The 18,823-nt window shown below is 61.4% G+C and carries 14 protein-coding genes; 7 read left to right on the top strand and 7 right to left on the bottom strand.

The genetic code is table 11. The features are described 5' to 3' along the window. Positions 1–22: 22 nt before the first annotated feature. From L4X63_RS09585 to ruvA, 3 genes are all read left to right on the top strand, one after another. Complete coding sequence (locus L4X63_RS09585) at positions 23–766, top strand: YebC/PmpR family DNA-binding transcriptional regulator (protein ID WP_250678406.1); 744 nt, start codon at positions 23–25, stop codon at positions 764–766. A gap of 219 nt (positions 767–985) precedes the next feature. Further along, positions 986–1,516 carry a crossover junction endodeoxyribonuclease RuvC gene (ruvC, locus tag L4X63_RS09580; protein ID WP_250678405.1) on the top strand — a complete coding sequence of 177 codons (531 nt, stop codon included), beginning with the start codon at positions 986–988 and terminating at the stop codon, positions 1,514–1,516. A gap of 118 nt (positions 1,517–1,634) precedes the next feature. After that, positions 1,635–2,234, top strand: coding sequence for a Holliday junction branch migration protein RuvA (ruvA, locus tag L4X63_RS09575; protein ID WP_250678404.1), 600 nt, complete (start codon positions 1,635–1,637; stop codon positions 2,232–2,234). Between the two features lie 144 nt (positions 2,235–2,378). Here ruvA and L4X63_RS09570 read toward each other — a convergent pair whose 3' ends face one another. Beyond that, positions 2,379–3,323, bottom strand: a complete 945-nt coding sequence (locus L4X63_RS09570; protein WP_250678403.1) for a carbohydrate kinase family protein — start codon at positions 3,321–3,323, stop codon at positions 2,379–2,381. Between the two features lie 98 nt (positions 3,324–3,421). After that, positions 3,422–6,211, bottom strand: coding sequence for a phosphoenolpyruvate carboxylase (locus L4X63_RS09565; RefSeq protein WP_250678402.1), 2,790 nt, complete (start codon positions 6,209–6,211; stop codon positions 3,422–3,424). A 305-nt stretch (positions 6,212–6,516) separates the two neighbouring features. Between L4X63_RS09565 and L4X63_RS09560 the strand changes: the two genes are divergently transcribed. The 3 genes from L4X63_RS09560 to L4X63_RS09550 all read left to right on the top strand — a co-directional run bounded on the left by L4X63_RS09560 (position 6,517) and on the right by L4X63_RS09550 (position 10,005). After that, positions 6,517–7,128: a glycerol-3-phosphate acyltransferase gene (locus L4X63_RS09560; RefSeq protein WP_250678401.1), complete on the top strand. Its 612-nt coding sequence runs from the start codon at positions 6,517–6,519 to the stop codon at positions 7,126–7,128. Next, positions 7,128–8,732 carry an aminotransferase class V-fold PLP-dependent enzyme gene (locus L4X63_RS09555; RefSeq protein WP_250678400.1) on the top strand — a complete coding sequence of 535 codons (1,605 nt, stop codon included), beginning with the start codon at positions 7,128–7,130 and terminating at the stop codon, positions 8,730–8,732. Before L4X63_RS09560 ends, L4X63_RS09555 begins: the two co-directional genes overlap by 1 nt. A 250-nt stretch (positions 8,733–8,982) precedes the next feature. Then, positions 8,983–10,005 (top strand): alpha/beta fold hydrolase, encoded by a 1,023-nt coding sequence (locus L4X63_RS09550; RefSeq protein ID WP_250678399.1) that lies wholly within the window; start codon positions 8,983–8,985, stop codon positions 10,003–10,005. Positions 10,006–10,040: 35 nt separating this feature from the next. Here the strand turns inward: L4X63_RS09550 and L4X63_RS23870 are convergent, their stop codons facing one another. The 3 genes from L4X63_RS23870 to L4X63_RS09535 all read right to left on the bottom strand — a co-directional run bounded on the left by L4X63_RS23870 (position 10,041) and on the right by L4X63_RS09535 (position 13,070). Continuing rightward, a complete protein-coding gene (locus tag L4X63_RS23870) occupies positions 10,041–11,579 on the bottom strand; it encodes a L,D-transpeptidase family protein (RefSeq protein WP_250678398.1) in 1,539 nt (512 codons plus the stop codon). A 431-nt stretch (positions 11,580–12,010) separates the two neighbouring features. Continuing rightward, the gene (locus L4X63_RS09540; RefSeq protein WP_250678397.1) at positions 12,011–12,715 is read right to left on the bottom strand and encodes an LrgB family protein; all 705 of its coding nucleotides are present in this window, start codon (positions 12,713–12,715) and stop codon (positions 12,011–12,013) included. Then, complete coding sequence (locus L4X63_RS09535) at positions 12,705–13,070, bottom strand: CidA/LrgA family protein (protein ID WP_250678396.1); 366 nt, start codon at positions 13,068–13,070, stop codon at positions 12,705–12,707. The genes L4X63_RS09540 and L4X63_RS09535 overlap by 11 nt, the downstream gene beginning before the upstream one ends. A gap of 166 nt (positions 13,071–13,236) precedes the next feature. On the opposite strand from L4X63_RS09535, the gene L4X63_RS09530 reads away from it, so the two are divergent. Continuing rightward, positions 13,237–14,124 (top strand): LysR family transcriptional regulator, encoded by an 888-nt coding sequence (locus L4X63_RS09530; protein ID WP_250678395.1) that lies wholly within the window; start codon positions 13,237–13,239, stop codon positions 14,122–14,124. On the opposite strand, the gene L4X63_RS09525 is transcribed toward L4X63_RS09530, so the two are convergent. Both L4X63_RS09525 and L4X63_RS09520 read right to left on the bottom strand, forming a co-directional pair. Further along, complete coding sequence (locus L4X63_RS09525; RefSeq protein WP_250678394.1) at positions 14,118–17,246, bottom strand: PocR ligand-binding domain-containing protein; 3,129 nt, start codon at positions 17,244–17,246, stop codon at positions 14,118–14,120. The genes L4X63_RS09530 and L4X63_RS09525 overlap by 7 nt on opposite strands. A 273-nt stretch (positions 17,247–17,519) precedes the next feature. Further along, entirely contained in the window at positions 17,520–18,704 is a 1,185-nt protein-coding gene (locus L4X63_RS09520) for a hypothetical protein (RefSeq protein ID WP_250678393.1), read from the bottom strand. Between the last annotated feature and the right edge of the window lie 119 nt (positions 18,705–18,823).

The following is an 18,823-nucleotide window of genomic DNA, read 5'->3' as shown; positions in this document are numbered from 1 at the left end:
ACCAGTTGAAAGGAAGCAACCCATGTCAGGCCATAATAAATGGAGTACGATCAAGCACAAGAAAGGCGCCGCCGATGCCAAGCGCGGTAAGGTTTTCACCAAGCTTATCAAGGAAATAACCGTTGCCGCCAAGCTGGGTGGCGGTGATCCTGACGGCAACCCGCGTCTTCGTACCGCCATCGACAAGGCCAAGGCCGAGAACATGCCCAAGGACAACGTCGAGCGCGCCATCAAAAAAGGTGTGGGCGGTCTCGAAGGGGTCAACTACGAGGAGACCACCTACGAAGGGTACGGTCCCGGCGGGACTGCGGTGCTGGTCGAAGTCATGACCGACAACCGCAACCGTACCGTCTCCGACGTCCGCAGCACCTTCAGCAAGTGCAACGGCAACATGGGCGAGGCTGGGTGCGTGTCCTGGCTCTTCGACAAGAAAGGGCTCCTGGTCTACGGCAAGGAAGTCGACTTCGACAAACTCTTCGAGGCCTCCATCGAGGCAGGTGCCGACGATGTCACCGACGAAGACGAACAGTACGAGGTGCTGACCGATCCCTCCGCCTTCAACGAAGTGAGGAAGGCCCTCGAGGCCGCCGGTTTCATACCGCTTTCCGCCGAAATCACCATGATTCCGCAGACCATGGTGAAGCTGGAAGGGAAGCAGGCCGAGAACATGCTGAAGCTGATGGACCGGCTGGAAGACAACGACGACGTCCAGAACGTCTACGCGAACTTCGACATCTCCGCCGAGGAGATGGAGAAGATGATGTAGCACGGGAGAATCGATTCATGTAACGAGCGGCAGCGGGAAGGACGACCATTCAACCTTCCCGCTGCCGTCTTTTTTTTTTGTGGATTACGGTCGGCCTCAAGGACTCTCGAAAGAGAGGTGGCGGGCCGGCTGCGGCACTTCGTGGGGACCTCCCCCACCCCCTCGCCCCCTCCCTCAAGGGGAGGGGAAGGTGGGAGTAAGTGGGGAAGGAGGGTGAGGATGATCATAATGGGAATCGATCCCGGTTCGCGGAAAACCGGCTACGGTCTGGTCACCAAGCAAGGCAACCGGATCATCCACGTCGACAACGGCGCCATCTTCACCAAGGCCTCCGCCGACTTCCCGCAGCGCCTGGAGCAGATCTACACCGGGCTCGCCGCCGTCATCGCCGAGTACCGTCCCGACGCCGTGGCGGTGGAGAACGTATTCCTCGCCAAGAACGCCATGAGCGCCCTCAAGCTCGGCCAGGCCCGCGGCGCCGCCATCGTGGCCGCCGTCAACATGGGACTCCCGGTCTTCGAGTACACCGCGATGCAGGTAAAGCTCGCGGTGGTCGGCAGCGGCCGCGCCGAAAAGGTGCAGGTACAGCATATGATCAAGGCCCTCCTGAACCTTCCCGAGGTGGCCCAGGAGGACGCCTCCGACGCCCTGGCGGTCGCCATCTGCCACGCCCACTCGGCCGGTATGAACACCTTACTGAAAGCCCCCCCCCTCCTTCCTCCTGCCAGGAGAAGGACAGGCGGCCGATGACGTCATGACGTCCCCCATCCTCACCCTACCCTTCCCCCCGCCTTCACCTGCGGCGTCGTCCGCCGGGCGTTGAGCGGAGGGAGAATTCCCGAAAGGGAAGGAAAGGTTATCCAATCTCATGATCGCCCTTTTGACCGGTAAGCTCGCCTACAAGGCCCCCGACTACATCATCCTCGACGTGAACGGCGTCGGCTACCGTGTGCAGATCCCCTTCTCCACCTACTATTCGCTTCCCGCCGAAGGCTCCCCCGTTTCCCTCCAGATCTACACCTCGGTAAAGGAAGACGCCATCAACCTCTACGGATTCCGCACCCACGAGGAAAAGGAGCTCTTCCAGCTTCTGATCGGTGTCTCCGGGGTCGGCCCCAAGCTCGCCAACGGCATCCTCTCCAACTCGGAACCGCTGGAGCTTGCCGAATCGCTGCTCGCCGGCAACATCGCCCGCCTTTCCGCCATCCCCGGCATCGGAAAGAAGACCGCCGAGCGCCTGGTGCTCGAGCTCAAGGAAAAGGTGAAAAAGCTCGGCATGGCGCAGCCGCAGCCGGCCAGCGCCCCCGCGGTCGCCAAGCAGGAAGTCCGCGACGACGTCCTCTCGGCCCTCATCAACCTGGGGTATAAGGAATCGGTGGTCCAAAAGGCCATCGCCGAGATCAAGATATCCGAAGACGCCACCGTGGAAGCGGTCCTCAAGCAGGCCCTCAAGATTTTGATGAAGTAGTCCCCTCTCCTCACCTCCACCTTGAAAAATAAGCGCCAGCTGGCAGCCGCCTTCGCCGAGCAGGCAGCCCGGGCTTTGCGCAACCTCCAGTTGCGGGAGAAGTTGCGGGAGCTCTCGGAATCCGGGATCAGGGTCAGGGGCTCTTCAGAGGAGTTCGTCGAGATCGGCTGCGGCGGGAAGGGCGTCGAGGAGTTGATCGAGATCGGCGGAAGTGGGAAGGGCGCCGCGCCCGCCGAGGGCGGTGACCACCCGGGCGGCAACGGCAGTGGCGAGAGCGGCGGAACGGCGGAGACCGTAGCCGCGGAGAATCCCGTAGAGAAAAGCGCCGTGGTAGGCATCCCCCGCCCCGGTGGTATCGACCGGGTGCTCTACCGCGAAAGCGGGTTGATAAAAGCTCTCCTTGCCTGCGAAGACCCAGCTCCCCTCGGCTCCGGCAGTGATGGCCACGATCTTGGGGCCCAGTTCGATCAGCGCGGCCGCAGCATCCGCCAGCGAGTTTTTCCCCGTACAGGAAAAGGCGAATTCCCTGGCGACGATGCAGACATCGGTGAGCTTGATCAGGGGGAGAAGCTCGGGACGAAATCTATGGGCGCCGCCGTCGAAGGAGACGGTGACGCCCTTTCTTTTGGCCAGTGCGGCAGCGGCCAGCGATGCCTCGAAATGGCGGCCGTTGAGATGGAGAATACGGGCGGAGGCGATGGCATCCTCGGGAAGATCGGCGGGGGAAAGCTCCTCGACGTCGCCGGGAGCGTAGACGATGTGCCGGGCGCCGTCGTCCTTGCGAACCATGATGGAAGCGATCGAAGAGGAAGCCCCGTTCTGCACCAGCAGGTGACCGGTCCCCACCCCTTCCCGGAGAAACTCCTCGACGATGAGGCGGCCGCGCCAGTCGTCCCCGACCCGGTCGATCATGGAGGTACGCGCCCCGAGGCGGGCGAGGGTCACCATGGCGGTCGCCACCGGCCCTCCCCCCTGCAGAACGGATGCGTGCGCCTTAGCGACCCCTTCCCCTTCCGGGAAGCGCTCCACCTGCATCAGAAGATCCAGCGTGCTCACCCCAAGCCCGACCACCTCGACCGCGTCCGGCATCTACGTCCTCCCCTCGCCCAAGTTGACACTATAGTGCCGGGACTTTACCATGAGGGCGGGCTCCCAAAAACAAAAATTGCTCCCCGTCCTCCCTTCCCCTACCCCGTGTTCCTCAGCCCCGACGCGATCCCGTTGATGGTGGCGGCCAGCACGAAATCCGGCTTCCCGTCCCCCTTCCCTTCCCGTTTCCGCCTCAGCATCTCGATCTGGATCATGCTCAACGGATCGACGTACGGATTGCGCAACCTGAGCGAGCGCGCGAGCGAGGGGCTTCCCTCCAGAAGTTCCCGCTGCCCGGTGACCGTAAGCACCAGCCGCCGCGTACGCTGGTACTCCTCCACCACCATGTCGAATACCCGCTCCCGCAGGGCGGCGTCCGGCACCAGCTCCGCATAGAGCCTGGCCAGCGGCAGATCCACCTTGGTCAGGGCCAGTTCCACGTTGCGGATCATGTCGTGGAAAATGGGCATCTTCGCCAGCATCTCCTGCAGAACCGCCAGCCCATCCTTTTCCTCGGCCACGAAGGTTTCCAGCGCATGCCCGATGCCGAACCAGCCGGGAATCACCAGTCTGCTCTGCATCCAGCCGAATCCCCACGGAATGGCCCGCAGCTCCCCCAGGTCGCGGCTCGCACTCCGTTTGGCCGGGCGCGAACCGATCTTCGCCAATTCGAACTCCAGAAGCGGTGTGGCCTGTTCCAGGTAGGGGATGATGTCCGGGTTCTCGGCGATCCGCTCCCGGTAAAACCGGTACGAGGTCGCCGACAGCCGCTCCATGGTCTCCTCCCAGGGAACCGAACGCTGCCGGTTACGCTCCAGGCAGAGCGAATCGAGACAGGCCGCCACCATCAGCTCCAGGTTGCGCTCCGCTAGCGCCGGGTCGGAGTACTTCCAGTTGATCACCTCACCCTGTTCCGTGATGCGGATGGCGCCGCTGAAACCGTCCGGCGGCTGTGCGGTAATCGCCCGGTAGGTCGGTCCGCCTCCCCGCCCCACGGTGCCGCCGCGCCCATGAAAGAGACGCAGCTTCACGCCGCATTCCCGGGCGACCTGCTGCAACCCGCGATGCGCCTTGTAGATCTCCCAGGTGCTGGTCAACATGCCGCCGTCCTTGTTGGAGTCCGAATAACCGAGCATCACCTCCTGCTTGCGTTGCCAGGAATCGAGATACGGGGCGTAGGCGGGATCGCTCCAGAGGGTGCGGCAGACCTCGGGCGCGTTGCGCAGATCGTCGATGAACTCGAAGAGCGGCACCGGCATCAGCCCCGGGTCGCGTCCGTCGCCGCTGCCGGCGACCTTAACCCCGCACAATTCCAGGAGCCATACCAGCGACAGGACATCGTTGACCGATACCGCCCCGCTTATCACGTACTGCCGCATCGCTTCCGGCGGATAGCTCCGTTTCAGCTCGGCCAAAGCCCGCAAGGTATGCAAAAGGTCGATGGTTTCCGCCGAGGTGGTGGCCGATCCGAAATCGCCTGCGGAGTGGAAGGAATGCCCGGCGGCCAGCTCGCTTACCGCCTTGGCGTGGATGCGGGCGTGCTGGCGGATATCGAGGGAATGAAGATGGAAGCCGAAGGTGTCAACCTTGCGCAGGATGGGATCGACGTAATGGCAGGCGAGGCGCCCTCCGCCGCGGGCATCCAGGCTGGAACGGATAAGGACGAGGTCGTCCCGGAGGGAGGCCGCGTCGCGGTACGCTTCCGGGGCATCCGGGTCGCTGTGGGCAAGTTCCAGCCGATGCCTGACGATGGCAAGGAAGCGGCGGTACTGTTCACATTCCGGGTAGCTGGAAATCTTCGGGATGACCGCGGGAAAGGCCGTACAGTGGCGGGCGATGGCAGCGTCGATCTCGGGCGAGAAATCGACCCGGCAACTGGACGTGGTAAGCAGCTCGCGCAGCTCGTCGATCGCGGCGAGGTAGTGGGAAAGGATCATCTCGCGCGCCATCGCCAGGGCGAGACGGGTGGTATCGGTGGTGACGAAGGGATTGCCGTCCCGGTCGCCGCCGGTCCAGGAACCGAAACGGACCACGGTCGGAAGGTCGCAGGCGGCGAGCTTCATGCCGTACACGTCGTTGAAGGCATCGGCCATGTCCTGGTAGAAATGGGCCAGGGGGATAATGAGCGATTCCGGATAGTGGTTGACCCCCATGCGGATCTCGTCGAGGACGGTCGGCTGCTTGCGGCGGACCTCGTCGGTCTGCCAGAGGGTGGTGATTTCGGTAAGGATGGCGTCCTGACCCTGCGAGGCGGCCGCATCGGTGAGCGGCAACCGGTCCAGCGTCTCGAGTACCCCCGCGATCCGGCGGCGCTTGAAGAGAACCACCCGGCGCGCCACTTCGGTCGGATGGGCGGTGAAGACCGGCGTCACCTCCACCTCTGCGAGATAGGCCAAGGCATCCGGGCCGCTGACGCCCGCCTCGCGCATGCGAAGGAGCGTGCCGCGCAGGGAGCCGGGCTTGTCCGGAGTCCCGGAAGTGAGCCGGATGGCCTGCAACCGCCGCTTGCGGTGGTTCGTTTCGGCCAGGTTGGTCAGCTCGAAGTAGGATCCGAAGGCCTTGACGACCTGGTAGGCGTCCTCCTCCGAGAGCCCGCCGATGATCTCGACCATCCGCTCCTTGAGCTCCAGTTCCTCGGGCGATTCCGGATCGGTCTCGTCCCGTCCCGCCTTCAGCTGGCGGTGCCGGATGGCCAGCAGGCGGAGCTCCTCCTCCGTATCGTAGACACTCAGGCCTGCCTGCTCGCGGATCACCTCCCCGAGGAGCATCCCGAGCGAACGGACGTCCCGTTTGAGCGGCAGATCCTTTTGCTCCGGATCCGCACCGATAATCTCTCTAAGCCGCCCCTGCTGGTCCCGCGAAAGCCAGAACAGTTCCCCGTTGGCCATAACCCCTCCGCAATCAGGATTCAAGATACCCAAAAGGATAGCGGCAACTGCGCATTAGGCAATTTCCGGCCGAACACGTTCGCCTCTCTCCCCGGCGGAAGCGGAGAGAGCGGTAAGGTGGCGCAAGGAAAAAGGGGGGGGAAGATAGGGGGCTGGTTCCTTGATTCTAAGTTACCGTGCCGCCTCCGCGCACAATGACGATTTTTTTATTAACGGATCTTTTCACTTTTATCTCTCTGTGTTATAGATCGTGCTATCCAATCTCCCATAAAGCCGGCTGTCAGAGGGAAAGCGCCATACACTCATTGCATCCAACTACTACCGCCCTGCTTTTTCTCGGTTCCTACCTGATCGGGTGCTGCACCTTCGGATATTACCTGGTCATCTGTCTCACCGGCCGCGATATCCGTGAGATGGAGAGCGGAAACGTGGGAAGCCGCAATGTGGGGCGTGTCCTGGGGGCCAAAGGCTTCCTCCTCACCCTGACCGGCGACGCGGGGAAGGGAATGTTGGCGGTCTGGCTGGCCCGCCACTTCTTTGTCGAGCCCTGGGCAGGGCATCTCGCCCTGATCGGAGCAACCTGCGGACATATCTGGCCGGTTCAGCTTCGCTTCCGCGGCGGCAAAGGGCTGGCCACCCTGGCGGGCGGCCTGGCGCTTCTGCAACCCGCGCTGTTCGCCGCCACTCTCGCCCTCTGCGCCCTTCTCTATCCGCTCTTGAGGGGAACGACCAAGGCGGGGCTGATGGCCCTGGCACTCTCCCCTCTCCTCATGATAGCAATGGCGAAATCGGGGATGATCGCCCCGGCACCCGGCGAAACTGCGCTCTTCGCCCTGCTGGCAACCATCGTCCTCTTCGCCCATCGGAGCAACATCGTGGCAGCATTTGGCACCACCTTCACAAGGGGAAACAGCTGATGGCAACCGAAGGTCTCCGCTTCAAGATCGCCTCACTGGCATCCGAGTTCGATCAGATCCACCGGCTCAACTACCGGACCTTCGTGGAAGAGATCCCCCAGCACCCCTCCAACCCGGCGCGGGCTCTGGTCGACCGCTTCCACACCGAGAATACCTACTACATCTGCCTCGATTCGGGGAGGCTCGTGGGGATGCTCGCGGTACGCGACAACCGCCCCTTCTCGCTCGACGACAAGATGCCCGATCTCGACCGCTGGCTCCCCCCGGGAGAAAGTATCTGCGAGATCCGTCTCCTCGCCGTGGAACCGGAATACCGCCGCCCCACCCTCTTCGCCGGACTCCTTCATTTCGCCGCCAGCGAATGCATCCGCCGTGGCTACACCATGGGGGTTGCCTCGGGCACCGTCCGCCAGACCCACCTTTACCAGCACATGGGATTCATTCCCTTTGGCGAGGAGGTGGGTTCCGCCGATGCGCGTTACCAGCCGATGTCCCTCTCCCTGCAGGCGGCCCTCTCCCTCTTCTCCCGTCTCAAGATGGAAGTCCCGGAAGTCCCCCCGTCCGCCGCCGCGAATTTTCTTCCGGGACCGGTAGCCGTGAGCCCCGCGGTGCGGGAAGCCTTCGGCAAGCCCGCCATCTCCCATCGTGCCGAAGCCTTTCTGGAAACGGTGGAGGATACGCGCTCTATCCTGCGCGATCTTACCAAGGCCCGCCATGCCGAGCTTTTTCTCGGAAGCGGCACCCTCGCCAACGACGTGGCCGCGGCGCACCTCAGGGTGCAGGAAGGTTCCGGAGTGATCCTCAGTAACGGCGAGTTCGGCGAGCGGCTGGTAGACCACGCCCGGCGCATGGCCCTTTCCTTCGAGGTTCTGCGGGTCCCGTGGGGAGAGCCGTTCGATACGGCCCTGGTGGAGGCTAACATCGCCGCCACCCCGGGAATCGGCTGGCTCTGGAGCACCCACTGCGAGACCTCTTCCGGCATTCTCAACGATGTCGGCGCCCTGGCGGAGATCTGCGGGCGCCGCGGCATCAAACTCTGCCTCGACTGCACGAGCTCGCTCGGGACTGTGCCGGTGGACCTATCGGAAGTCTTTCTCGCCACCAGCGTAAGCGGCAAGGGGCTTGCCTCCTATCCCGGAATATCGCTGGTCTTCTACAACGACGCGCTGGAGCCCGACGAGCGCATTCCCCGCTACCTCGACCTCGGCTATTACCGCAGCAAGCGCGGCGTCCCCTTCACCCACTCCTCCAACCTGGCCGGAGCCCTGCACCAGGCCCTGCGGGAGCTCGATCCTCCCGTGCGCTTCGAAACCATCCGCCGCCAGCACACCATCCTTCGCGACGAGCTGACCCGTTGCGGAATCGCCGTCATGGTCGACGAGCGCCACGCCGCCCCTGCGGTTGTCAGCGTCCAGCTTCCACCGGAGCGCCCATCGCTGGAGTTGGGCGAGGCCCTGGAGAGGCGCGGTTTCCTGCTGAGCTACCGGAGCAAGTACCTCGTCGAACGGAACATCATCCAGGCCTGCCTGATGGGATCCCTTACCGACGGCCAGTGCCATAGCCTCGCCGCACAACTCACCAGGACCATCCTCGCAGGGGCCTGACGAAGCGCGGGCACTCCCGAAGGTAACCTTGAGCCGCAACCGGTAGCGCTCCCCGCTCGTCTGCATTTCACATTTCCTGCACATTTGCCATGTACTGCCTTTATTCCGCCTTCCGGAGAAGATGCGCTGCCCGCACCGCCATCATCCCCCGGCCCCTGCGCAAAACTGGCCCAGCCGGGATAACAAAGTACAATTGCGTAAGTACAGTTCCGGCACAATCCCCCGATGAACCGACAGATAGGAGATAATCATGCAACGTCTGATGTACCTGCTTTTCGTAATCGTGTTACTTGCCGCTTCCGGCACGGCCCAAGCGGAAGGAAACCCCGCAGGATATGGCATAGAACTTCAGGGCTTCCCCTACCCTTACCCGGTGCAGCATTTCCCTTTTGCCTCCCAGGGAGAGAACCTCCAGATGGGATACATGGACGTTAAACCGAAGCAGCACCCCAACGGCCACACCGTTGTCCTGATGCACGGGAAGAATTTTTGCGCAGCTACCTGGGAGAAGACGATAGACGTACTGACGGAGGCCGGCTACCGGGTGGTGGCGCCCGACCAGATCGGCTTCTGCACCTCGACCAAACCGGCCCATTACCAGTACAGCTTTCAGCAGCTCGCCACCAACACCATGGCGTTGCTGAAGCAGCTCGGCGTCTCCCGGGTCATCGTGCTCGGGCACTCGACCGGAGGCATGCTGGCGACCCGCTTTGCCCTCATGTATCCGCAGGCCGTCGAGAAGCTGCTCATGGTCAATCCCATCGGGCTGGAGGACTGGAAGGCTCTGGGGGTGCCGTACCGGACGGTGGATCAATGGTTCGAAAGGGAGCTGAAACTTTCGGCGGAAGGGGTGAGGCAGTACGAGAAAACGGTCTACTACGGGGGGCGCTGGAAACCGGAATTGGACCGGTGGGTGGATATGCTGGCGGGACTTAACCGGGGGCCGGGGCACCGGCTGGTCGCCTGGAACTCCGCCCTTATCTACGACATGATTTTCACCCAGCCGGTAGTGTACGAGTTCCCGCGATTGAAGGTGCCGACGGTCCTGATGCTCGGCACCGCCGACAGCACCGCAATCGGCAGCGACATCGCACCGCCCGAGGTCAAGGCGAAGATCGGCCACTATAATGTGCTGGGCCAGCAGGTCATCAAGACCATCCCCAACGGCCGGCTGGTCGAGTTCCCGGGCTTTGGCCATGCACCGCAGATGGAAGACCCGGCGATGTTTCACCAGGCCTTACTCAAGGAACTGGCCTCAGACGGGAGCCGATGAAGGTATAAACGGTCTGAACGGGAGGTGGTTTCCCCCTAAAGCTGGGCGGAAACCACCTCCGCAACGCCGGTCTGGTCCTTGATGACCTCTTTCACCTTACGCCAGTCGACCGGAGCGGACCCGGCCGCTTCCTCGATCAGGCTGCGCGCCTCCCGCTCCAGGTTGCCGATCTTGCCGTAGACATCCCGGTGCACCTCGAGGAAAATCCTGCCGTCGGCTCCGACCGCCACCTTGATGGGGCGGTACACGATCTTACCCTGCGTCTTGAGCGGCACTTCGTGGTACAGCGTCTCGATATCCGCCGGGCCGACCCTTATGCAGCCGTGACTGGTGTAACTCGAGATGGAAGCCGGCCGGTTGGTCCCGTGGATCAGGATCCCGGGCAGCGAAGTCCGCAGGGCGTACTTGCCCAGCGGGTTGGCAGGCCCGGGCGGAACCCGCGTCTTGACCTCGTGCCCCAGCCGCTCCATCTCCCTCCGGATCGAGACCGGCACCTTCCAGCTCGGATCCTTCACCTTCGCAACGACCGTGAACGTCCCGGTCGGCGTCTGCCAATCCCCCTTTTGTTCACCCGCCCCCGGCTTCCCCGCCGCGATAGGAACCGTCCGGACCAGCTTGTGATCCCTGAAGCTGTACAGTGTGCAGTCGGCGATGTTGACCAGCAGCCCGTTGCCCGCCTCCTCGGGAATGATGTGGCGATTGACGATGCGCAGGGTCTGTCCGCGGTGCAGCCGGGAGGTGACTGCCAGCCGGTTTAACCGGGCGAGCAGCCGGGGGGTCATCCCCTGGCGGCGGGCGATCTGCTGGAGGGTCTCGTTGGCTTCCACCCGGTAGAGCCTTTCTCCGCCGATGACCCGGCTTCCCGCTACCCAGGCCGTTACCGGTGCGGCTGAATCGTCATCCGCGTCGTCATCCTCGTTATCCTGGTCCGACGGCCGTGACATCGCCTGAGGCGGTTCTTCCGGCTGGCGCGCAGCCTCAGGCTGCGGCGGAACAACTTGAGCCTGAACGGCCGGCGTCTCAGGCTCCTGGACCGGCTGCTTCTCAGCCACTTGGACCGGCTGCTTCTCTGCTACTTCGACCGGCGGTTTCTCAGCCACCTGCACCGGCAGCTTCTCAGCCACCTGCACCGGCAGCTTCTCCGTCACCTGTATCGGCTGCTTCTCCGGCTCCCGGACCTGCGGCGTATCCGGCACCTGGACGGCGGGCGGAACTGCCGGGACCGAAGCTGCTGGAAGAACAACCTTCTGGGCAACAACCGGCATTGGCGGCTCCGGTGCCGGTGAGACTTTCGGGGCGGAGGGATCGATCGGGTCCTTGCTAACGGCGGGCTCGGCGGCTGCGGTGTGCTGAGGGACCGGAGCGGAGTGTCCGCCATGAGAGGAGTGCTTCGAGGGTGAGAGGAGGCCGGGAAAGAAACTTTTCCCGTATCGTTCCACGAGGGTGAAGTACTCCGCGGCAAGTTCGGGTTTGCCGCCCTCCAGGCATCGAACGCCGGAAAAATAGGTGTCGATGAGGGCCCTGAAGGCGTCCGACTTTTTACTGGCGCCCCCTTTGAGGAGGGCGTCGAGCACGCCGAGAGCATCGGTTCTTGTCGCGGGAAACGCCGGGGTACTCGGCAGGAAGATAAGCGAGATTAGGAGAATGATTGCAGTTACGCGCATCGGTATCTTTTCAAAGCCATGGCCGCATCCCGGAAGATTCGAATCGCGCCGGAAAGCGGCTGGCTAAACGGTACTTGTAGGGGCGGGTCAGCCCCGTTTATTTCGATATGATCCGGGCCAGCAGGCTGAGCCGCAGCTTGGGATCATCGATGACAAGATCACGGGGAACGGATGGACTGTCGGATGGCTGTTTGGTCAGGTGCGTCAAGTGATCCCTCCTGATACTGAAAGAATAAAGAACCTGAACCATTCTTTTCGGTCACCGGCGCATAAACTGAAATAGTTTGTGTTCTCTTATACTGTCAATCGGCAGCCCTGTCTACACAATGTAAGCTTCCCCGCTACCCTACCCATTGCAGTAATTTGGCGACGGACGGCGCGGCCAGTACATTCATCACGCCGACCATTACCATAACGAGTCCTGCGACAGCCCCGACTTCACCGTCTATCTGGTGCGCTTTGGCGGTACCGGCCCCGTGGGCACCCATTCCAAGCAGCGCGCCCCTCGCCAGCGCCGACCGGAAAGGGAGCACCCCCAAAAGTAGCTCGCCTATCACCGCTCCGAAAACTCCCGTGATCACCACGAACACCGCCGTCAGGGTCGGCACCCCGCCGATATCGCCCGAGACCGTCATGGCGAAGGGAGTGCTCAGGGAGCGCGGCAACAGGCTAAGCCGCAGCCCGCCATCCAACCCGAAAACGGTGGCCAGCGCCCAGGAGGAAAACATGGCGGTAGCGCTCCCCGCCGCCGCCCCAGCGACGAGCAGCAGCCAGTGCTTGCGGATCAGCAACCGCTGCTCGTAGATGGGAACGGCAAAGGCCACCGTCACCGGTGCCAGCAGGACGACCAGCCAATGCGTCCCCCGGATGTACTCCCGGTAGCTTTGGTGACAAGCCACCGCCGCCGCGATAAGGAGAACCGGAGCAAGCAGCAGCGGCGATGTCCACCAGGTTGGCTTGCGGTGGTAGAGTGCCTTGCCGAGGGCATAGAGCCCCACGGTCAGCAGCGACCAAAAGACGGCGTTCACCAAGATATCACTCCGCATGACCTACTCCTTTCCGGGCCACGTCCCAACGGTAGCAGACGTCGATCACCGCCGCGGTGACCACCATGACCATGACGGTGCTGAAGACGATGACCGCCAGGATCTTCAGGCCGAGCATGCCGAGAAATTCCGGGTGATCCAGGACCGCCAGCACCGCAGGTACGAAAAAGAGAAGCATCTCGGCCAGAAACCATCGCGCCCCCCGCTGCACCGTGTGGAGGCTGAGCTTGCCGGTCGAAAGGAGGGCAAGAACGATGAGCATCCCGACGATGGCGCCCGGAACCGGAAGTCCGGTGACGCGGACGATCGCCTCCCCTGCCACCCAAAAGCCCGAGATAAGCAGCAACTGAAACACGATACTGGTACGGCAGAGACGGCGAAGGGAAATGCTATGTCGATGCAGATGCATGGTTTGTGCTCCGAGGATGCGTTTTCATATCAGCTCTTATGGAAAGATATACCGGAGTATGATATTCGTAAAATGAAATATTCGACTTCAATTGATTCCGGAGAGGAATAGTATGGAGACGCGGGCACTGCGGGCATTTGTGGAGGTGGTTCGCCAGGGAGGGTTCTCGAGGGCAGCCAAGACCGTCTTTGTAACCCAGTCGACGGTGAGCAAGGCGGTGAAGCAGCTGGAAGAGCAGCTGGGGTTCCAACTGCTGGAGAGGATCGGCCATCAGAGCAAGCTCACCGCCGCCGGGGAAATCGTCTACCGCCGCGGAGCCGCGATACTTGCCCAGGGCGAAGACCTGAAAGCGGAGCTGGAGGAGTTGCGCGGCCTGAAGGGAGGGGTTTTACGGCTCGGGGTTCCTCTTATCGGCAGCAATACCCTCTTCGCCCGCTGGTTCGTCACCTACCGGAGCCTCTACCCGGAGGTAGAGCTGCGGCTCGTCGAACATGGGAGTAAGCGCCTGGAGGAGCTGGTACTGGCCGGCGAGCTCGACCTTGCCGCATCGCTTTTACCGGTAGGAGACGAATTCGCCTGGCAGGAGCTGCGCCGCGAGCCGATCGACCTTCTTCTCAATGCCGATCATCCGCTGGCCAAGCGCGACAAGCTTTCCTTCAAGGAGCTGGCCGAAGAGCCTTTCATCCTCTATGGCACCGGCTTTGCGCTCAACCCCCTCATCATGGAGGCCTGCCGGACGAGCGGTTTCACCCCGAAAATTGCTGCCCAGTCGACCCAGGTGGATTTCATCATCGAGCTTGTGGCCGCCAATCTCGGCGTCGCGCTTTTGCCGCGTATGATAATCGAGCAGCGCCCGCATCCTTCGACCAGGCGCATCCCGATCGATCGCCCGGCAATCTTCTGGCACATGGCCTTGATCTGGCGCCGGGCAGGCTACCTCTCCCACGCCGCCCAAGCCTGGCTGGCCCTGGCCGGGGAGCCCGAGGGTGGAATTTACTGATCCAGGACCTTCCGGATCCTTCTCAGCAGTTCCTTCGGTTGCATGGGCTTCATGATAAGTTCGATCCCCTCCTCCGAGACGCCGCGATTCTGGATGAAATCGGCGGTATAGCCGCTGGAAAACAGGACCTTGACGCCGGGGCGGATGGCGGAGATCTCTTCGTACGCCTCCCTTCCGTTTTTTCTCGGCATTATCATGTCCATGAGCACCATGGCGACCGTGTCCCGGTGCGCCGCAAACTTTTCCACCGCATCCTCCCCATCCACCGCCTGAATGACCCGGTACCCGAATTCCGTCAATACCGATACGATCAGCTTGCGAACGCTCTCGTCGTCCTCGGCCAGCAGGATCGTTTCCTCGCCCCGTGGCGGCGCGCACGCCTCGGCCGCTCCCGCCTGCGCCGGGATCTGGGAGCCGTCGATCGGGAGGTAGATCTTGAACGCGGTACCGAGCCCCGGCTCGCTGTAGACATTGATAAAGCCGTTGTGCTGCTTGACTATCCCGTACACGATGGACATCCCGAGCCCGGTTCCTTTACCGACTTCCTTGGTGGTGTAAAACGGTTCGAAAACCCGCTTCGCGCAGGTCTCGTCCATTCCGCACCCCGTGTCGGACACGGTCAGCACGGCATGGTCGCCCTGGACAGTACGGCCCGATTCCTGCTCGACGGAGGTGGCGATCTCCTGCAATCCCGTTTCGATGGTCAGCCGCCCCCCTTTCTGCATGGCGTCACGGGCGTTGGTGGCAAGGTTGATGAGAACCTGCTCGAGCTGGCCGGCGTCGGCCGTGATAACGAGCCGGTCCGGGTGAATGACGGTTTTGAGCTGAACATCTTCCCCTATGATTCTCGCCAGGAATTTCCTGACCTTGTTGACGACGTCGTTGAGATCGACGGGGGAAAGCGTCATCACCTGCTTGCGGCTGAAGGCAAGGAGCCCATGGGTCAGCTGTGCCCCCTTTTCCACTGACGAAAGGATCTGGTCGACCTCGTCGCGCTGCTTGCCGTTGAGCGACCGGTCCATCTGCAGGAGCGCACCGTAACCGCTGATCACCTGAAGGATGTTGTTAAAATCGTGGGCGACCCCTCCGGCGAGCTTGCCGATCACCTCCATTTTCTGCGATTGCCGGAGTTGTTCTTCGAGGTGGATGCGCTCGTTGAGAATCCTGGAGAGCTTGATGGAGCTGAAGCTCAGTTCCGACACCATTTTGGTCAGTTTGGCGTAAAACCGGATGCCGGTTTGCGCTTTTTCCCGGCTGAAGCGGGGGACGCGGGCGAGAGCGGCCAGGTACTCCTCTTCGTCGAATCCGCACCGGCGGGCCTGCTCGCGGAACAATTCGACATCGGGCTCTTCGTCTTCGTAGAAGAACTGCCCGATGAAGACGTTCCCCACATGCCTCCCCGCCACTTCCAGCGGGGTGACCATGTCCCACATGTTGTTCTTGCAGCGGTAATGCTTGAAGGTTCCCGCGGGGACGCCGGCAGTGAGAAAGGTATCGCTCTCGATGCAGTTCTTCACGGTTTCCGGATGGCACCGGTGAAACCTGGTACAGATATCCTGCCACCCCACGGAAATCAGGACGTTACCGCGGGTATCGAGCACCGCACCCAGGATGCCGGTAAGCTGGTAGAAATCCTCCAGCAGTCCCCGCAACGTTTCGCAGTCTACGATGTCGGAAAGCTCCAGGGTACCGATGTCGCCGTCCGGTTCGAGGATGGCCCGCAGCTTGCCGCGGACGGTGGCTTCGCTTTGCTGGACCCTTTCCTCGGCCCGTTTGCGCTCCTCTATCTCCTTTTCCAGGATCCCGGCCTGGCGAAGCAACGCCTCCTGGGCCAGTTGCCGCTCTGCCAGCTCCTGTTCCAGTTCGCAGGTTTTCCGGTGGAGGTTTTCCTCCAGTGCTTTATGTTCCGTGATGTCGGTCGAAATCCCGCACAAGCCGTAGATGTGACCGTTGTGATCCCGAAGGGGAACCTTGACGGTCCAGTAGGTTCGGTATTCTTTTCCTTCCTGCACGACTATCGTCTCTTCTCTTCTGACGGATTCCCCATTCTCGATAATACGGGAATCGCTCTTCATTATTTCCTCGACCGAGTCCTTCGAAAAGAAGGCCGAATCGTCGTTGCCGACGATATCTTCTGCAGCTCTTCCAAAAAGGTCGGCCGTAATATGATTCACGTACAGGTACCGGTAGTCGGCGTCCTTTATGAATATGTGGGCACCGACGTTGTCGAGAATGGTGTCGAGGCGCAGTTTGCTCTCGCGTAACTGCTGCTCCCGTTGGTCCCGTTCCACTATCACCGTGGAGAGGATGAGGTTCATGGAGGCGACCAGCAGGGCAAAAATCTGTTCGGTGTGGAAGGAGCTGACCAGGGAATCGTGATCGATGCCGATGGAGTTTCTGGTGGCTGCAATTACCACGAAGAGAAGGGCCAGAGAGGCAATGCTGCTGGCGAACTGGCCGAATCGGATGGCCACCCAGACCATACACGGGATGAAGACGAAGAGATGATTGTCGTAGGATTTCGCATCGGAGCTGAGGAAGGCAAACGCCCCCACGACAAAGGCCACGGCGACGAAACCGCCCTCGGCAAGGCGCAGGGCGCCCAGAGGCGGCCTCCCCTCCGCACGCGGCCAGGTCAGCATCACCGCTGCTATGGTGATGGTGCCGAGCACATTCCCCATCCACCAGTCGTAACAGTTGGCCGCGAAGAAGCTCCAGGCGCCGCTTACGGCCGTTGCCGCCGTGGCGCCGATGATGGCGGCCACCGCCGACGCACCGAGAGCTCCGATGACAAGCAGGCCGGCCACCGTTTGTTTGAGGGTGGATAGATCGAGGCGGGGGGCAACGTAGCGGCGGATGGTCCAGGCACCTGCCACGGCTTCGGCAGCATTCGCCATGGCAAAGGCGGCGTTGAGGAGCGGGGGGACGCCAAAAAGCAATCCGGTCAGGTATGAGGCAACCATTCCCGAGGAAACGAATACCGTCCATTGCTTTTGGGGAACGCTGAGAAGGACGGCCAGGAAGAGGCCGCAGGGGGGCCAGAAATAGGTAAACCCGCTGATTTCCAGGGACAACCGGTTGCCGATCCACCCCAGGAGAAGATAGGAAACCGAAAACAGCACTACCCGAAAGCCGAGCGGCAGACCTTCAACGGTCTTTCTGATCTGAAATAATGAGCACTGCATATCTGGTCACGACCGAAACGAAATGGACAAGCTAACCGGCAGGATACTTCAACCATTGCCGCAGCAAGTACTTTACTTTGTTGCCGGCAAATTGGCAATTTTCTTGATACCGGCTTCAACGTCTCCCTATCATCAGGTGCGGCAAATACTGAGATCTCCTCCAATCCGGGAGCCCTGGCACATTGGGTGGGCTTGCTAGAGACGAACCGTTTACTGCCAGGATTCCACCGACACTTTCACCGTCTTGATCTTGTTCAACACGTCGAGGGGAATCGGCAGATTGGCTTTGAATTTGAACGTTCCGTCTCGTAGGATGAGGGAGGTGCTGCTCATTCTTTCCGAGGAAGGGAACAAGTTGGGAAGGCTCCGGTAGCCGTCGTTGTAGCACATGGTGTTGTCGACGTCGTGTAAGCCCTGCTTGCTGCACGAGTCGGTTTTGCTGTCGAGGCCTTCGAAGTAGGAGTAAGGGAGCGAGAAGAGCTCCTCGCCGTTTTTCGACACGAACGTGTAGATGAACTTCATGTCGTACTGCCGCTTGACCAGTCCGAAACCTATCTTGCTGTCCTCCCAATAGTGGTCGAAAATCCAGTTTCCACGCGGCATGCCGTACAGCTCGAACAGATCGAAGAAGTAGCAGTCGTCGACCCTGTCGTTCATGGCACTGCTTTTGGTCGTGAGACAGATACCGAAATTCGCCGGACCGCCGGACCCTTCCGGCGACTTGGTCAGTTCCGCATAATACGCCCTGAAGTCCTTGAACTTCGAGCTCGTTTTTGCTACCTGCGAAAGAGTCGCTTTCAACTCCTCCAGAAATCGCTTGTCCCAAACGACCGTAGTCGGCACAAAAATGTTGGCAACTTCGGCAGTCGTCGAGGCTATCTCCGGCTTGCCGATACTGATTTCGTAGGCGGCCTGCGGATACTTGGCCATGATCTTGTTGAACATGAGAGAGCCGTCCACGCTTTTTTGGCTCTTGGACAAGGCTTCGGCGAAAAGGCTGTCGCTGTCCACCTCCTTCATGGCGATGTTCAAAGCTTCGATTTTTCGTTTCAGCTTGGTAGAGACCACGACAGCTTCGGCCTTCAACTTGAAGGCATCGTTAACGCTGTCGATGTTTATCACCTTGAATTCACGGACGTAGCCGCCGCTAAAGCTGAGGATCTCGTCCTTGATGAGGGAGCTGTTCTGGACCATGGTATCGGAGCTCACGAAAGTTCCGACCACCTGTTCGACCGCGTTGCGGATGGCGTCCTGCCTGGCCTGATCGACCGTCGTCCCAAAGCCGACCACGGTGACTTTCTCGACTTTCTCGGGCTCGTCGGCCCACACGGCGGAAACGGCACCGACAACCAAAAGAAGGATAATCAAGGCCGGGGTTCTGAGAATACTGGTCATATCGATCTCCATTGCCAAAGGTAAGCCTCTTTGAACTTCTCCGCAAACGCTCATAGACGGCGATAGGCTTGCTTTCTTCCTACCCGCCGCTATGGCATGAAACAGCCGGAACACACTCT

The organism is Geomonas sp. Red32 (assembly GCF_023652955.1).
Taxonomy (GTDB): domain Bacteria; phylum Desulfobacterota; class Desulfuromonadia; order Geobacterales; family Geobacteraceae; genus Geomonas.
The sequence above is the reverse complement of the archived record's forward strand: the minus strand, read 5'-3'. Positions and strand labels throughout refer to the sequence as shown.

Coding starts and splice junctions, on each gene's coding strand:
- L4X63_RS09520 (WP_250678393.1), bottom strand. CDS start 18,704: ATGACCAGTATTCTCAGAACCCCGGCCTTGATTATCCTTCTTTTGGTT.
- L4X63_RS09565 (WP_250678402.1), bottom strand. CDS start 6,211: ATGGCCAACGGGGAACTGTTCTGGCTTTCGCGGGACCAGCAGGGGCGG.
- L4X63_RS09570 (WP_250678403.1), bottom strand. CDS start 3,323: ATGCCGGACGCGGTCGAGGTGGTCGGGCTTGGGGTGAGCACGCTGGAT.
- L4X63_RS09550 (WP_250678399.1), top strand. CDS start 8,983: ATGCAACGTCTGATGTACCTGCTTTTCGTAATCGTGTTACTTGCCGCT.
- ruvA (WP_250678404.1), top strand. CDS start 1,635: ATGATCGCCCTTTTGACCGGTAAGCTCGCCTACAAGGCCCCCGACTAC.
- L4X63_RS09530 (WP_250678395.1), top strand. CDS start 13,237: ATGGAGACGCGGGCACTGCGGGCATTTGTGGAGGTGGTTCGCCAGGGA.
- ruvC (WP_250678405.1), top strand. CDS start 986: ATGATCATAATGGGAATCGATCCCGGTTCGCGGAAAACCGGCTACGGT.
- L4X63_RS09585 (WP_250678406.1), top strand. CDS start 23: ATGTCAGGCCATAATAAATGGAGTACGATCAAGCACAAGAAAGGCGCC.
- L4X63_RS09540 (WP_250678397.1), bottom strand. CDS start 12,715: ATGCGGAGTGATATCTTGGTGAACGCCGTCTTTTGGTCGCTGCTGACC.
- L4X63_RS09555 (WP_250678400.1), top strand. CDS start 7,128: ATGGCAACCGAAGGTCTCCGCTTCAAGATCGCCTCACTGGCATCCGAG.